12 protein-coding genes are annotated in these 15,871 nt (G+C 36.8%); all 12 read right to left on the bottom strand.

Going from position 1 to position 15,871, the window contains the following annotated elements; all coding sequences use genetic code 11:
- Positions 1-89 precede the first annotated feature (89 nt).
- The 12 genes from WCV66_RS05455 to WCV66_RS05400 all read right to left on the bottom strand — a co-directional run bounded on the left by WCV66_RS05455 (position 90) and on the right by WCV66_RS05400 (position 15,868).
- Positions 90-440, bottom strand: coding sequence for a hypothetical protein (locus WCV66_RS05455; RefSeq protein WP_066329566.1), 351 nt, complete (start codon positions 438-440; stop codon positions 90-92).
- Positions 430-822: a hypothetical protein gene (locus WCV66_RS05450; RefSeq protein WP_338788185.1), complete on the bottom strand. Its 393-nt coding sequence runs from the start codon at positions 820-822 to the stop codon at positions 430-432. The genes WCV66_RS05455 and WCV66_RS05450 overlap by 11 nt, the downstream gene beginning before the upstream one ends.
- Positions 819-1,832 carry an oligopeptide/dipeptide ABC transporter ATP-binding protein gene (locus WCV66_RS05445; RefSeq protein ID WP_338789402.1) on the bottom strand — a complete coding sequence of 338 codons (1,014 nt, stop codon included), beginning with the start codon at positions 1,830-1,832 and terminating at the stop codon, positions 819-821. The genes WCV66_RS05450 and WCV66_RS05445 overlap by 4 nt, the downstream gene beginning before the upstream one ends.
- Before the next feature lie 31 nt (positions 1,833-1,863).
- A complete protein-coding gene (locus WCV66_RS05440; RefSeq protein WP_260445667.1) occupies positions 1,864-2,916 on the bottom strand; it encodes an ABC transporter ATP-binding protein in 1,053 nt (350 codons plus the stop codon).
- Between the two features lie 15 nt (positions 2,917-2,931).
- Positions 2,932-4,080, bottom strand: a complete 1,149-nt coding sequence (locus WCV66_RS05435) for an ABC transporter permease (RefSeq protein WP_338788184.1) — start codon at positions 4,078-4,080, stop codon at positions 2,932-2,934.
- Positions 4,077-5,075, bottom strand: a complete 999-nt coding sequence (locus WCV66_RS05430) for an ABC transporter permease (RefSeq protein WP_066329571.1) — start codon at positions 5,073-5,075, stop codon at positions 4,077-4,079. Before WCV66_RS05430 ends, WCV66_RS05435 begins: the two co-directional genes overlap by 4 nt.
- A gap of 94 nt (positions 5,076-5,169) precedes the next feature.
- Positions 5,170-7,116 carry an ABC transporter substrate-binding protein gene (locus WCV66_RS05425; protein WP_338788182.1) on the bottom strand — a complete coding sequence of 649 codons (1,947 nt, stop codon included), beginning with the start codon at positions 7,114-7,116 and terminating at the stop codon, positions 5,170-5,172.
- 653 nt (positions 7,117-7,769) lie between these two features.
- On the bottom strand, positions 7,770-8,123 hold the full coding sequence (locus WCV66_RS05420) for a hypothetical protein (protein ID WP_338788180.1): 354 nt from the start codon (positions 8,121-8,123) through the stop codon (positions 7,770-7,772).
- Positions 8,124-8,943: 820 nt separating this feature from the next.
- Positions 8,944-10,386 carry an alkaline phosphatase PhoX gene (locus WCV66_RS05415; protein WP_066329586.1) on the bottom strand — a complete coding sequence of 481 codons (1,443 nt, stop codon included), beginning with the start codon at positions 10,384-10,386 and terminating at the stop codon, positions 8,944-8,946.
- Positions 10,387-10,830: 444 nt separating this feature from the next.
- On the bottom strand, positions 10,831-12,432 hold the full coding sequence (locus tag WCV66_RS05410) for a glycoside hydrolase family 32 protein (RefSeq protein WP_338788178.1): 1,602 nt from the start codon (positions 12,430-12,432) through the stop codon (positions 10,831-10,833).
- Between the two features lie 136 nt (positions 12,433-12,568).
- Positions 12,569-14,029, bottom strand: a complete 1,461-nt coding sequence (locus WCV66_RS05405) for a glycoside hydrolase family 68 protein (RefSeq protein WP_338788177.1) — start codon at positions 14,027-14,029, stop codon at positions 12,569-12,571.
- A 555-nt stretch (positions 14,030-14,584) separates the two neighbouring features.
- Positions 14,585-15,868: an ABC transporter substrate-binding protein gene (locus tag WCV66_RS05400; RefSeq protein WP_338788176.1), complete on the bottom strand. Its 1,284-nt coding sequence runs from the start codon at positions 15,866-15,868 to the stop codon at positions 14,585-14,587.
- Between the last annotated feature and the right edge of the window lie 3 nt (positions 15,869-15,871).

Here is a 15,871-nt window from a genome sequence, read left to right as displayed (position 1 = left end):
CCCTATTCCTTCTCATGGCATAGTATATATGATGCCGATTCCAACAAAACATTCAGCTGCTGCTTTTAAATAGTTACTAGTATCCATTACTAATCCAGCTGTGAAATCATGATTATTTTGCATACAATAAACAAGAGAGTCTGCACACCAGTTATACGTAGTATCTTAGACAAAGCTTTCCCTTCTTTGAATCCTTTCTGATAGTAATAGTAGCTAAAATAAACCAAAATTAGCCAACCTATACCAAGAATCAAAAAACTAAAATTATCAATCGCTGGAAGACTCCAGAAATTAAAAGATACATACGTCAATGTAACCATTAATGTTTCTCTAATCGTGAACCATAGCAAAATACCAATAAATGCGGTTACTGCAGAAAATAAATAGGCTAAAAACGTAAAGTAATACTTCTTTTTACTCGACGCTGAATCAAGCCCCATTATATTTACCTTCCTCCCATTTTTTACGTGTTTTCTCCAAATCAGCCAATATGATTGATCTAGTTTCTTCATCCTCTATTAATTTTGTTTTTTGAATATATTTGACAATGTTACTGAGTTTTTTTAAATGCGTTTCATCTTCCTCTTTTTGTAAAATAGAAATTTTTTCTTGCTGATCTCCTTTTTTTTGTAGTTTGTTACTCTTTTCTTTAAATCTTTTAGACCAAAGTTTTGGTACTTCTCCTTTTGTAAGTTCCTCTAAAACCATGTGCTTTTCTCCAATATATTTTCTTGAAAAGAAGTTCATAAACCAAATCGATGCAAGCATAATCAGAAATACTGATATAGCAAAGATAAGCATAAACAAGAAAATATAATTCATATTCCGACTGCCCCTTTTAATTCCAACTCATTAGTAAAGTGACATGCAACGTGATGACCGCTACTTATTTCTTTAAATTCAGGTGCTTGCTGCTTGCAAATTTCTTGTGCATATGGGCATCGAGGATGGAAATAACATCCAGAAGGTGGATTAGCTGGATTGGCCACCTCACCTCTAAGAATAATCCTTTCTTTCTTAAGACGTGGATTTGGAATCGGTTTTGCAGACAACAGCGCTTCTGTATATGGATGTTTAGGATTTGCAAATAGTTCTTCTGTACTTGCCATTTCCACCATTTTCCCGACATACATGACACCAACCCTATCAGATATATGCTGAATGACTCCTAAATCATGTGAGATAAATAAATAACTTAAATTAAGTTCTTTTTGTAAATCTTGTAATAGATTTATAATTTGAGCCTGAATCGAAACATCTAGCGCAGAAACAGCCTCATCACAAACTAAAAATTTTGGATTAGTAGCCAACGCCCGAGCTATTCCAATCCTCTGCCTTTGTCCACCACTAAATGCATGTGGATAACGTTCAAGATGTCGGCTGTTAAGTCCGACAACTTCCATTAAGTATTTAACTCTCTCCCTGAGCTCTTCACCTCTTGCAATTTTGTTACATATCAATGGCTCTCCGATAATATTTAACACAGTCATTCGTGGATTTAGTGATGAATAAGGATCTTGGAAGACCATTTGCATATTTCTGCGAATATCACGTAAGCCTTTATAATCTAAATCCATCACATCAACTAGTTCATCATGTCGATCCCTAAATCTTATGGAACCACCTGATGGTTCAATCGCACGTAATAAACTTTTCCCAAGCGTTGATTTGCCACAACCAGATTCGCCAACCAAGCCAAACGTCTCTCCTTCATTTACATATAATGAAACGTCATCGACAGCTTTAACATAACCGACTGTTTTTTTTAAGAAGCCTCTTTTAATTGGATAGTATTTTTTCATTGATTGAACTTCTAAGATTTTCTTTGGAATGTTAATGACCTCTGTTTCTCTTCTATGATTTTTACTCGACAAGGACACATCTAACATAATGACCCTCCTTTACTTTTACGAATGGAATATCATCTACATTACATACGCCATCCTTTGCTTTTTTACAGCGAGAATAAAATCCGCATCCTTTCGGTAGATTGATAGGAGTAGGCACCGTTCCTTCAATTGATTCTAACCGTTGATTTATCATCGCTAACGAAGGGATTGACTGTAACAAGCCTTGTGTATATGGATGAAGGGCACCGAAAAATAGTGTATCAACATCGGTATATTCAACTACTTTTCCGAGATACATAACCGCGACATCATCAGCCATTTCTGCAATAACTCCAAGATCATGTGTAATAAAAATTACTGCTGACCCAGTGTTTTCTTTTAAATTATTAATTAAATCAAGCACCTGTGCTTGAACGGTAACGTCTAGTGCAGTTGTTGGCTCATCTGCAATTAGTATGGATGGATTACAACATAATGCCATTGCAATCATTGCTCTTTGCCTCATCCCTCCAGAAAGCTCATGTGGATATTGATCTATTCTTTGATCAGGATTTGACATTCCTACTTTTTCCAATGTATCAATTGCGATTTTTCGCGCTTCCTTTTCGTCTTTAGTATCGTGCAACAGGATTGCTTCAGTTAATTGATTTCCGATCGTGTGAATCGGAGAAAAGGCCTTCATTGGCTCTTGGAAAATCATCGATATTTCGCCACCGCGAATATCTCGAACTTCGCTTCCTTTTGAATGTAGTTTTCCAATATCGATAATTTCACCATTTTTTCTACGCCTGAATTTTATTTCACCCTCCACTTCTCCGGGAGTATCAACAATTTGTAAAATAGCTTTTGTTGTCACACTTTTTCCACTACCACTTTCCCCAACAATTCCGAGTGTTTTCCCTTTTTTTAATTGAAGATCAACACCATCAACTGCTTTTAAAATACCTTCATCTAATTTAAAGTAGGTTTTCAGATTATTAACTTCTAAGATAATCTCTTCATTATCATTAATGCTAGTTTCATGTATACTTTTTGAAGTCTCGATTGTTTGTTGAATTTTGCTCAATCTTAAATACCTCCTTTATTTATAAGGATCCGCTGCGTCCCGTAGTCCGTCACCAAGAAAGTTAAATACAAGTACAGCCACGACAATAAATGCAGCTGGCCACAAGAGCCATGGGTGATGCGCTAAGTTTTCTAGTTTTTGAGAGTCCCCTAAAAGAACTCCCCAGCTTACTACAGGAGCCTGTAGCCCTAGTCCAAGAAAGCTTAATGATGTTTCACCAAGAATGGTAGCTGGTATGGAGATCGTGACGCTAATAATGATGTAACTCGCAAACGACGGAATCAAATGTTTGGTAATTATACGAATATGACTTGCTCCACATAACCTAGCAGCCATTGTAAAGTCTTCTTCACGGAGTGATAAAATTTTCCCCCTTACAACACGTGCCAATCCTGTCCAACCAATTATGGAAAATATCATAATCATCCCAAAATAAATCTTGATTGGTGACCAATCTGCCGGAAGTGCTGCTGCTAGTGCCATCCATAATGGAATTGCAGGAATACATAATAAAAGATCAATGATACGTTGAATAACAGTATCTGTAATACCACCGAAATAACCCGAAATCCCTCCTAGAATAATTCCTAGAATAACCGTAAAGATAATCCCTAGAAACGCAAACGATAACGATACCCTAGATCCATGGAGAATTCTTGTAAATAAGTCCCTTCCTAATGAATCTGTTCCCATAAGAAAGAAAGGTGCATCAGCATCCTTTAGCCCAATAAAATGGGTATTCATCTTGATAAGTCCCCATAATTTGTAGGGTTCTCCCTCTACAAAGAAATGGATTGGATATTTTTTCGAAGTATCTTCTTGGAATGTTTTTCTAAACGTTTCCTGATTCATTTCCTCTTTCATATCGTAAACAAACGGCCGAAAACTAAAGCCCGTTTCAGGATCAATAAAATTGATTGTTTGAGGTGGAGCAAATTTATAATCCGAAAATCGCTCTAAGGGGACATGTGGACTTAAAAATTCTGCAAAAGCTGAAATAATAAGAAGTAGTGTTAATATAGGCGCCGAAATAATTGCAAGCTTATGCTTTTTAAATTTCCACCACATTAATTTCCATTGAGAGGCTATCTCATATTCATTTTCTAGGTTTTTATTATCTGTTACCTGAACTGGTTGGTTATTCTTTCTTAGAATCAGTTTCATTCTTCTACCCCTCCAAATCTAATTCGGGGATCGACCCACGCAAGTAATATATCTGAGATTAACGTACCTATAACAGTCAATATACTAAGAATCAAGATGAAACTACCGGCAAGGTACATATCCTGAGTCATTAGTGCATCTAATAGCATTGGGCCTGTTGTCGGTAAATTAAGTACGATTGAAACAATCGCTTCACCGGAAATAATTGCAGGTAGTGTCCAACCAATTGTACTTATAAGAGGATTGATGGCCATCCGGACAGGGTATTTAAACAATAATGTCTGCTCCCTTACACCCTTTGCACGAGCCGTTATAACATATTGTTTTTGTAATTCATCAAGCAGCATCCCTCGCATAACACGAATCAGTCCAGCTGTCCCAGATGTACCTATAATTAATGTTGGGATCCAAATATGCTTCAATAAATCAATGACCTTTGCAAAACTCCATGGTGCTGTTGCATATTCAGGTGAGAATAATCCTGTAAGGGCTACGCCTGTGTTGACAAAAACAGTATAAATAGCAACGAGAGCAATTAAGAAATTTGGTAAAGCCAGACCAATAAAACCAATGAATGTGAATATATAATCCATAAAGGAATATTGACGAACTGCAGAATAGATTCCAATTGGAATCGCGATAATCCATGTAAAAATTAACGTACAAATAGAGATAACCACGGTGAGACCTAGCCGTTCCCCAATTACGTCTGAAACCGGCTCATTCCAAGTAAATGACCTTCCAAAGTCACCGTGCAATACTATATTCTTAAGCCAAATCATGTATTGAACATACATCGGTTGATCCAATCCATATTGTGCTTTTAGACTTTGGACCGTACCTTCTGATACATCTGTACCAGCCATTTCAAGCTGCTGAATATAAGTTGTTAAATAATCACCAGGAGGTAATTGGATTAATACAAACGATATGATACTAATCGCAAACAGTAATGGTATTAATTGGATGAGACGGTGACCAATGAATGTTAACATCTATGAACCTCCTTTTCCTTTAAAATGGATTTAAGGAAAAACTTAGGTAGGATTCAGGATCAGCTACCTAAGTTTCATTAAGATTTTTTCTGTTTTATTCTTTAAAGTACATTTGTTCCCCTGCGAAATTGATGCTAATTGCTGTCCCTTTATCCGTGATATTTCCAAGTTTGTTATTTACAATTAAAGGTTGTTTAACTTTCTCAACATGAACAAAATAATGCAGATTATTTTTCATTTCTTCTCTTATTTTTTCTTCGACCGCTTTAGCTTCCTCAGGAGTACTTACCTGTAACTCATCCATCAAGGTAAAGAACTTTTTAACATGTTCGGGCGGTTCCTCTCCTGTTTCACCTCCGGATTGCCACCAAGAATCCCAAAGTGGACCCCAAAATGTTTCTCCATAATCAGACATATAATAAAGAGGTGTATGTGTCCACATAATAGATGCTTTCAATTCATTGGCTGTATTACGCGTACCCCATAATGTTCCATCAATCGTTTTAACTGCTGCATGTATGCCTATCTCTTTCCACATTTCTACAAGGAGCTCAGCAAGTGGTACAATATCTGGGGCCGCTGCTTGTACTTCAAATGGAATTGAAAAACGTTTGCCATCTGGACCAATCCGATATCCATCTGTTCCCTTTTTCATCCCCATTTCATCTAAAAGCTGGTTGGCTTTATCAAGATCTAATTTACTATCTGTAATTTCTGATGGCTCAGCAAATCCAAAATAAAGTGAATCAATAATCTCTTCACGATCAATCGCAAAATTTAATGCTTGTCTAAAACGAATGTCCTGTACTACTTCGCGCCATACTGGATCATTATATGTTTGATTTAAAAACACATCCGATGGAGTAACATGCATATTTGCTAGTAATGCTTCGTAACCACCCTTTTCGGCATTTTCTCTATAAACTGGCATTTTAGTTAATGCCGTCGTTTCACGGGAGAAATCAACTTCTCCTGCAATTGTTTTTAAACCAACTACCTCTGTATCCTGTACAATTGTGCTCTTAATTGAATCAATATACGGTAACTGATTACCTTCTGGATCAACTTTAAAATAATATGGATTTCGTTCATATATCGCGTAAGTTTTATCCATTTCTTTCATAGTCCAAGGATACAAAGAAGGGAAACCAACTGCATTAGAATGACTCATCTCTCTTTCAGTAATATCCATGTAGTTAAAAAAGTTCACCCACGTTGATTCTGTATCTTCTCCTAATTTAGCTTCTTTAATTAGTTTTTCTAATTCAGCTGCATCAGCATATTTTTTATGAAACTGCTTTAGGTAATGAGCTGGTTTCAATAGATCATTATATCCTCGCCAGTTTCCAATGGCTAAAGCAATTGGAAAACCACCATACGGCTCATCAAAAGAAATCTTATATGTGTATTCATCAACAACCTCAAGCTTCAATGGGTTTCCTTGTGCATTACCACCTGAATGTAACCAAGAAGGCACAATTGGCATGATTTCTTCATTAAGTAATACATCCTCTACTGCAAACCTTACGTCTTCGGTTGTAACCGGCTCACCGTCAGACCATTTTAGTCCTTCCCTCATATAGAAAGTAAATTCCTTTTGATCTTCAGTAACTTCATAGTCCTTAAGAACGTTTCCAGTGACCTCTTCACCGAGAATACCTGGTGTATTTAATAGTGGCTCATTGCTCATGACAAACAAATCCGCATCCCACTTAGGATCCCGTGTTACAGTATTTAGCTCTCCACCGTATTTACCAATTTCGAACTGAAGAAATTTTGCTGGCATTTCGTTTGGTAATTTCGGTTCCAGTGGAAGCCTTTCTTTTACATCTGGCAGCCCCTTATCATTGAGCATTGGTGATTGTTTGAACTCCTTAATTTGAGATACATCGACTTCTGATATATCTTGTTTATTTTCATCACCATTTGAAACTAGTTCTTCTTCGTTATTCGTGTTAGCGCTTTCATTATTGGTACAACCTGCTATAATCATCGATAGCAAAAATATAAATGCAAAGGCTAGCTTCGTCACATTCTTCATCATTCTCCCCCTTGTGAAATCAATTTGAATCAAAATAATTATCAATATATTCATTATTTTTAGATATTTAACCAGCCACTTCCTCCACTTTTAGTTTTGTTAATGAAGTGCTGTTCATTAATTTTTAACTGGCATATCAATAAGCTCTCTTCTAGGATTTGCTTTCCATTCTTCCCATGTCAATTATCTACTGCTCTAGTCGTGTAACCAGCGTTCCGAAGCAATGATGGTAAGATAAGTTGATGGAGAACCATGTGATACAACACCAGTTGTCAAACCTACTTTCCCTGTAAAAATACTAGTATAAGCAACTTCAGTTGGAATATCAGAATCGAAAGCGTTTTCAAAAAAGAACACCTTGACTTGCTATATGATCCATATATGGACTAGTTGTTGGAAGTTTGTATCCGTAACATCCTAGTCGGTTAGCTCTCAGCGTGTCCAATGATATAAAGATTAATTTCAATATATCCCCCCTTTTTTTCTAATTTTACTTTATAGAGAATAATATATCATGGCTAATTAGGACAAGTTATTGTCTTATTCGGCCATGAATTCTTTCTCATTTCTTCTAACATTTTTTCTTTTTCGATAAATTTCTTCTTGATATTGATTAAGTAAAAGTCTTAATGCCTTTCTTTCTAGCATACTTTCTACACCATTCTTGAATAATTTATTGGTTTTTTAATTCCTATTGATTCTACAACGTATCCAATCCATCCAATTAGAAAAACTTCCAAACCTGATTTCCCACTTTTTGAATTGCCATAGTGTTCAAACTCAATTTCTTTAAGCGTTTTACCTCTAGTATTAGGTGCCCATACTATGCCAATAATTGCAGCAATAACTAAAAAGGAAATCATGACCATACCAGCCATATTGAATCCAAGTTTTGTGAATATCATTGGCATAACAATAGACCATAACGCAATCCCTGCTCTAGAACATAATGCCTTGTGCCCGAGCAAGATATTTTGTTGGAAAAAGTTCACTTGCCCATAAACCATAAAATGCTTGGGCACCAAAACCGGCAGCAAAACCCAAAAGTAAAACAAATAGCAATAATACTGGGATTGTCATTTTTGTATAAATTAATAAAACCCATGCCACATATTTTTTAAGTGTCACTAAAAACTTAATCTTGTCCTCATCTCCTCGAAGATCGTTTGTCTATTTATTCCTCTCAGCATAATGTGATAGATGCCACTACTGCTCTTTGTCCTTGCTACCCTCGGGATATAAATCACCTCAGTACTGCACTTAATTTTCCGTAGATAAGAGATACTTTTTTCTTTGATTTTCAATTTTGGTGAATTTCAGTAAACATCAGAGGTCTTAGTGCGGTTATAGAATTTCAAAAGGAGTTTTTGAGGTTTTGAGGTTGTTGCATATTTACATTTGTTAATCAAAACTAATGGCTTTTAAAAAAGAAAATGTGGGATTTTCAACATATGATTAAAATATGATAAGTGGATAAAGCATAAACAGAGGATATTGAATTGGGTTACACTTTTTATATTCCACACAAACAATAAAATAATCTGCAAAGTAAATAAAACATTTACCTGTAAAAACATTAAATGGTCTCTTTCATTTCTTCCTAGCGCAATTTAGGACAATATAATATTAATTGGTAAAAAGGTGATTTTAAAGATCCTAGGTTGTATTCCCAATCCTCACTTAAATGGTGTTCACCTATTTTAAACACCATTCAAGTGAGCGAGTTCGGTGTTTTCTTTCATAGATCACCTATCGTAAAATCTAATCCTCTAAAAACTTGGGACAAGGTACCTGTCCCTGAGTCCCGTGAGTCCCACTCCGAGTCCCTTAGATAATCGGCATTCCATGGCGCTCTAATGCAGCCGCTTCTAATCGGGACATTCCTTGCTCTTCAGCGAACGCAAGAAGCTTGTCAGATACAGCAGGTGCTAGTCCTGCTGGGGGTGCCGCAAGTCCCATTGCCCGTTGACGAGCAGTATTTCTGCGAGCGAAAGGTCCCCAGATTGCAAAGGTAATTCCAGGTGTTTGCATATTTACGAAGAACGTTTTTCCATCTGGAGAGAATGTAGGTCCTGCGAACTCCGAACCATTCATCATATTCTCTGCAAATGTGTAAATCTTCCCTTCTGGCGTTAAACCGATGATGCGATCATTTCCGCCACCATCTTCTGCAATCCAAAGATCTCCCCATGGAGCCATGGTGATATTATCAGGCATTTCTAACTCATTTTGTGATGTTGACTCATAGAAAAGCTCAAGTATATTTGTAGCAGGGAAATAACGATACACACGACCAAGGTCTTCAGAACCAGCACTTGTGTCATCAAACCAGAATGTTCCCGCAGAAAAAATAGCTCCCTCTAAGCGGCTAAATTGAATACAACCTAAATCCTTCGCATCCTGCTGGGCACGCTCAGGTTTTACCTTTTTCCACACGATTCCGAACTTTTGTCCGCTGTTTAATTGACTAGAAGAAGAAGTTGAAATCTCATCAATCGCTGCAGCTTCAAGAATTCCGCCTTTTTGAAGCGAACCAAGTGTTTGGCTGCGATCATGCGGTGTAAAACGATACAGGAAGCTTGGGCTGGCATCTTCTGTTAAATACCAAATTCCAGTTGAAGGATCAACAGCACATGCTTCATGAGAAAAATACCCCATATCACGAATAGGCGTTTTCGACATTTCATTCTCTGGTTCAAGAGGATTTACTTCAAACACAAAGCCGTGGCCTAAATCACGTGTTTCTTCACACGTTAACCAAGTGCCCCAAGTGGAAGCTCCGCCAGCACAGTTACGGATCGTTCCTGAATTGGTGACATATTCATCAATCACTTGGCGGTCAGGTGTTACAACAAGAGCTGTCGTACCGCCAGCTGCTCCCTTGCTCCAAGGATTTTTTCCGTTTACTGGATATTGAGAGTTCGTTCCATTTTCATGGTTACGTACAAGGATGGTCGTATTTTTCTCACCCTTATATGCAGCCATTCCATCAAGCATCGCAGGTACTAAGTCACCGTTAGGCATTGGATCTCCTGTTTTAGAAATAATCTTGTATTGAAAGCCTCTTGGAAGATCAAGAATACCATTTGGATCCTTCACTAGAGGACCATAGCCACCAAATCCACCGCTTGTATTTCTAGACCCTGCCATAGCTTCCGATGCACCGTTTAATGACAATAACCCAGTTGTTCCAAGTGTTAATGCGACCGTACTCATTCCACCGACTTTCAAAAAATCACGTCTGTTTAACCCTTTACTGTTACCATTCACAACCTATTCCTCCCTACTCATTTTAGTGTTGAAGTCTTTTCTATGGAATTGCTCTACTAAAACGGTACCAAATGGTTTTGAAATCTATGTGAATTAAATGTAATTTCGTAGTTTATGATGAAAAATGAGTCAAATGGATAGTTATTTGGGATAATTCGGAAATGTTTTTAGGGGATTTATCGATCATTTGTAATACGATCGATCATTTGAGTGTGAAAAGCAGGATGAAGAAACTAGGTTTTTAGTTGGGTATGAATGAGATGAACACTTGAGATATTAATTTAATGTTAAGAATAGTAGGGTAAAGATTTACAAATTAAGGACTCTATAACAAAGATTGCTTCTTCCGAGGTTAATTTAATAGATTTCTATATTTTAGTATATTCTAAATCTAAATTCGACAAATTTCGGGTGGTGACAGGCACCCAAAACTGCCACCCGAAACTATTTTATATGTTTAATCTCAATATTCTCAAATATCGCTGTTCCACCCTCAGAGTAGAGGCTAATGCCTTGATCTTCTGCTTTTGGGAAGATCAAATTAGAATGAGTGATTTTTCCGTCATCAATAAATACTTCAATGCTGGATCTATCAACGAGAATTTTCAAATGTACTTGTTGTTTGCTGCTATCAAATGGTGCTTTACTTTCTACATATTGATTACTCTCGTCAGGGTGACCTGTCCTTGAGCGATTAACATATGAGTATTGGTGAAGTGGGTCATTAAAAATACCAACATCAATATGGCTTTCTTTGTCAGCTGATTCGCGTAAACGAAATCCGACGTTTTTGAGTTCTGACCAAGAGATATCTGCCTCTAGTTGATATATTTCACCTTTTATATCAAGAGTTTTAGTGCCATTTACTTCAATTTGTTCGTGAGAATCAGTAGAGTTTGTTAATTGGTTCATCGCTTTAATTGGTTGTGAGACTAAATAGTATTGATTGTTTTCCTCATGCTTTAGTTCAATTTGACGAACAATTGAATCCATGCCGTTAAAGTCCTCTTCCATTGTTGGGGTGTTATGAACATAATTCCAATTATTCATCCATGCCAAAGCATAACGTTTCAAATTGTTATCAGGTTCCTTGCCACCTTCAAATGTGACTCCACCATACCAATCAAAGCCATAATCCAACCATTGTGGTTCGTCATGATCGGGGTAGAATTCCTTGCCATCAAAAAATCCAGTCCAATAAGCATACGTATTTGGCTTACCGCTTGTTTTTCCATTTGCACTAACACCTAATACCCATTTTAATTGTCCATTATTAGCGCGCATCATATAAAGATCTGGGCACTCTACAATTCCAATTCCCTCTGTAAAAAAGCCACTCGTATAATGCCAATCCTTCAAATTGTTAGACTCATAAAAGCCAATTTTGCTGCCTTCTGCCATGACCATGACCCAATTATCATTTCGTTTGTCCCAGATAATTTTTGGATCTCGAAAATCATGTGTACCCGGATTTTTCATAATCGGATCCTCGCTATATGAGGTAAAAGTTTTTCCTTTGTCTGTACTGTACCAAAGATATTGTTCCTGTTTGCCGCCATCTGCAGAAGGTTGTGTCACAATGGCAATGAGAGCATTTTTCCCAAACCCGGCTGTGTTTTCTTTGTCAATGACAACTGATCCTGACCAGGGGTCCCCATTATTGTTTGTGTATTTAGGGATTGCTACACCTTCATCCTTCCAGTGAACTAAATCATTAGAAGTTGCATGACGCCATTCTGTACCATTACCTTTAGGATAATCTCGATTATAGAGGTAATAGTAATGATATTTCCCATCAAAATAGATTGGTTTCTGCGGATCGTTTTTCCATTTATCTGGTACAGTAAAATGGTATTGAGCCCGATATGACTGTTCTTTATTTTCCGGTGTTGAATCCTCTTCCTTTGAAGGAGTTTCTTCCTTTTTGGTTGATGATTTATTTGTCTGATTATTAACCCAAAATCCGATTGCAATGATGATAGATAATCCAATTAGTATAAAACTCAACGGTTTCACCCATTTTTTGTTACGTATTTCTTTGTTCATTTATCTCACCACTTTATCGTTTTCCTTCTAAGAAAAGGTAAACTTCTTATATATAAAAAAGAAAATGCCACCTAAATCATTGGCATTTTCTTTTTGTTTTAACTTTACCTGATAAATTTATTGATTAATTCTACTATTATTTTACTGTTACCTGTCCTTGTTCAAGGATACTATTTTTCACAACAGATGTTTTGTCGCCTTTAATGTTAAGCTGGAAGCTTGGCGCAAATGTTGATTTGTGATCTTCGAAGTACCCTCTATTTGTCATGTAGCTTGTTACGACTGTATTGTCACTGCCTTCTTGTGGAATTGCAAAATGAGCATAGTTCCAAGTAACATCGTATGGATCAAGATCATGGTGTAAAACAAGTCCAGTTTTATTTAAAGGCTTGTATGTTCCAGTTAATGAGTTAGATACATATCCTAATAGATAGATATCTTCATTATCAATGCCATCAATCGTCATTTTTGATCCACGTGAGCTTGTGAATAAGTACCATTTTCCATCCTTTTTAAAGATGTTAGGACGTTCGATTTCATCTGTTACCGTGTTTGATGTAACCAATGGTTTCATGACTCTTTTTAACGTATAATCATCATTAATTTCAATAATTCCTAAAGCACCGTTTGAAATTTGCGCTAAATCCTTTTTAGAGCTTTGTAACAATTTGCTTTTCTCGTTTTGGAAGAAAGATTCACTAGTGCCATAGTAAGCCTTATTAAATAATGATTCTTCCCCTTGGTATCCAGTTTCAGTTCCTGTATTAGCTTCGAATACTAGATATTTATGACCATTTTCTTCAATATAGTGAGGGTCTCTTAATGTATGATTATCAGAATAATCGCCATTTCCAAAAGCTTGTTCAACTGTTTGATAGATTTTCTTGTCACCATCAAAGATTGATTTGTGATCTTCAATTCCATCTACTTTCAATGTGTTTGAACCTTGTTCAGATACATTGATTTGAGCAGTTGTTAATGTTTGTTTTCCGAAGAAGTTATTTGCTGGATCCCAGCCTTGACGGTTTGTATAGAACAAACGAACCTTTCCGTCTTCAGTAAAAGTAGCTGAACCTGACCATTCTTCCGCTTGGTCTCTTAAGACTTGATCATCTGATTTGAATTTATCAGAATCTTTAAACACTCTACCTGCATTTTTCCAGCTATCAATTCCTGTGTCACCAATTTTTTTATAGAACATGTAAATAAAAGTGTCCCATCCTCTATCAGGGTCTCCAGCTAAACCGAAAACAATTTGGTAACCATTATAATTTGCAACTGTTCCATCTGCATTTTGTAGCGGCCATGTGTCCCACACATCTAAATTAATTAATTTACCTAACTCATCATATCCTTTTGCAGAAGAGATGTTTTTGATTTTAGATTCGTCGAATTGAGGTACTGTATATCTTGGATCATTTTGTTGTTCAATCATCTTGTACATGTCTGAACGTGTCATATGGGAAATTCCATATGATTCATTGTGATCTCGGGAGTCTTTTTCTTTCGCATAAGTCAGCGATTCTCCCGCACCTAATAATATTGCTGTACTAAGTGTTACGACTGTTGCTTGTTTGGCAAATCTTTTAAAGTTCATCGGTCGTCCTCCTAGAATTTTTAGTTTTTACAAGGGTGGTTCTTTACCAGAAAACTGCTCAAGTGCCACCGTGTCTTGTCTACAAATAGAATTATAGGATAGTTACGATTCTGTGAATATGTCATAGATTGATACGAATTTAGTCGTAAATTGATATATGTAGGGGATTTTGACGAAAGGCTGTTTTCGCAAACTTTGTTGCTTTTAAAATAGTATTGGGTTGGTTGATTGGCGCTCCAGGATGCTCGCTTTCCGTGGGGCGGGCGATGAGCCTCCTCAGCGCGAAGCGCCTGCGGGGTCTCATCTGTCCCGCTACTCCCACAGGAGTCTCGCACCTTCCGCACCAATCACCCTAATCAGTTTTGTTCAAAAACAACAATCTTTTAGAAAAGAGCCTTTAAAAACGAAAAAAAACCCCGACAAAGGGGGTGGACGATATCATCTGATTAAGGTGAAATGGATCTAGAGGTTCATTCAGTTCTTAAGTTAAATTTCTGTCTCACATTACATAGCATTTAACTGTCCGCTGCTTGCTTGACATAGTTGTTGGCATGGTTACTGACTAGCAGCACTGTTCCAAGATTTCTGAAATTCTTGCAGTAACTGATCGCGATCAAGCTGTTTTCCGACATATAACTGGATGGAAGATCCAAATTCTTCTTTTACTCCGACAGGAAAATGGAACCAGTTAGAATTCATGGTTTTTCCTTCTTTGTAATATACTAATGTATCCTTAGCAAGGGGACCTGAATGGTTAGACTCTATATTTTTAAAAGCAGGGATGAATTTAAATTTTTCAGTCATAAATGTTTGTCCTTGTTGGGAAGAAACCATCCAGTTTAAGAATTTTTTTGCTTCCTTTTTCTTTTCGGGTGTTGATTGTTTGTTTACGACCCAATAATTTGAGACACTAACGACCAAGGCGTCATTTTTACGTTCATCATTAATAGGTATTGGAAGAAATCCGATATTCATATCAGGCGATATTTGATCAATCATTGGCTGGACCCAATTTCCTTGAAGCATCATTGCTGAAGCTCCTGTTGCAAACAAATTCATTTCCATATTGTAGTCCGTTGTTAGCGGATTATCATTTCCATATTCTATCGTTAAATCCAACAAATCAATGATATCCTTGAATTGCTGATTATTGGTGATTTTTTCTGTACCGGAATTGAGGTTTTTTATAAACGTGTTTGGATCTTCTTGTTGAGCAAACGCGATATTTGAAAGAAGTACCCCCAATATCCATTCCTCGTAATAACCATTAGCAAAAGGAGTGATGCCTGCCTTTTGTAATTGTTCTGAGGCCTCTCTTAACTCTGTTAGCGTTTTTGGTATCGTACTGATTTCTGCCTGTTTAAATAAATCCTTATTGTAAATAAAGCCGTAACCTTCCAAGTTAATTGGCATACCATAAATCTCTTCATTAAATGTGACTGGGGATAATGTATCCTTATATGCATTCTTCACCCATGGTTGATCTGATAGGTTTTCTAAATATTTTCGCCATAATTTCGCATTTTCGTATCCATTGTTTGTGAAAATATCAGGACCTGTACCTGCAGCAATCTGTGCTTTTAGATCACTAAGATCATCAGTTGCACCACCAACAGTTTCTATTTGAATATCTATATTTGGATTTTCCCGTTCATAAGCTTGTACCAATTGTTCGAACTGTTTTGAAATTTCCACTTTAGGATTTCGTACATTTAAGGTGATTTTTCGTTCGGCAATTTCTCTCTCTTTTGTTGTCGACTCCGGATTATTTTTTTGACATGCTGCAAAAGAAAGGCTCAGAGTGCCAATTAATAACATGTATAGTATCTCTTTTCTCATTAA

This window comes from Metabacillus rhizosphaerae, assembly GCF_037201795.1.
Taxonomy (GTDB): domain Bacteria; phylum Bacillota; class Bacilli; order Bacillales; family Bacillaceae; genus Metabacillus; species Metabacillus rhizosphaerae.
The sequence above is the reverse complement of the archived record's forward strand: the minus strand, read 5'-3'. Positions and strand labels throughout refer to the sequence as shown.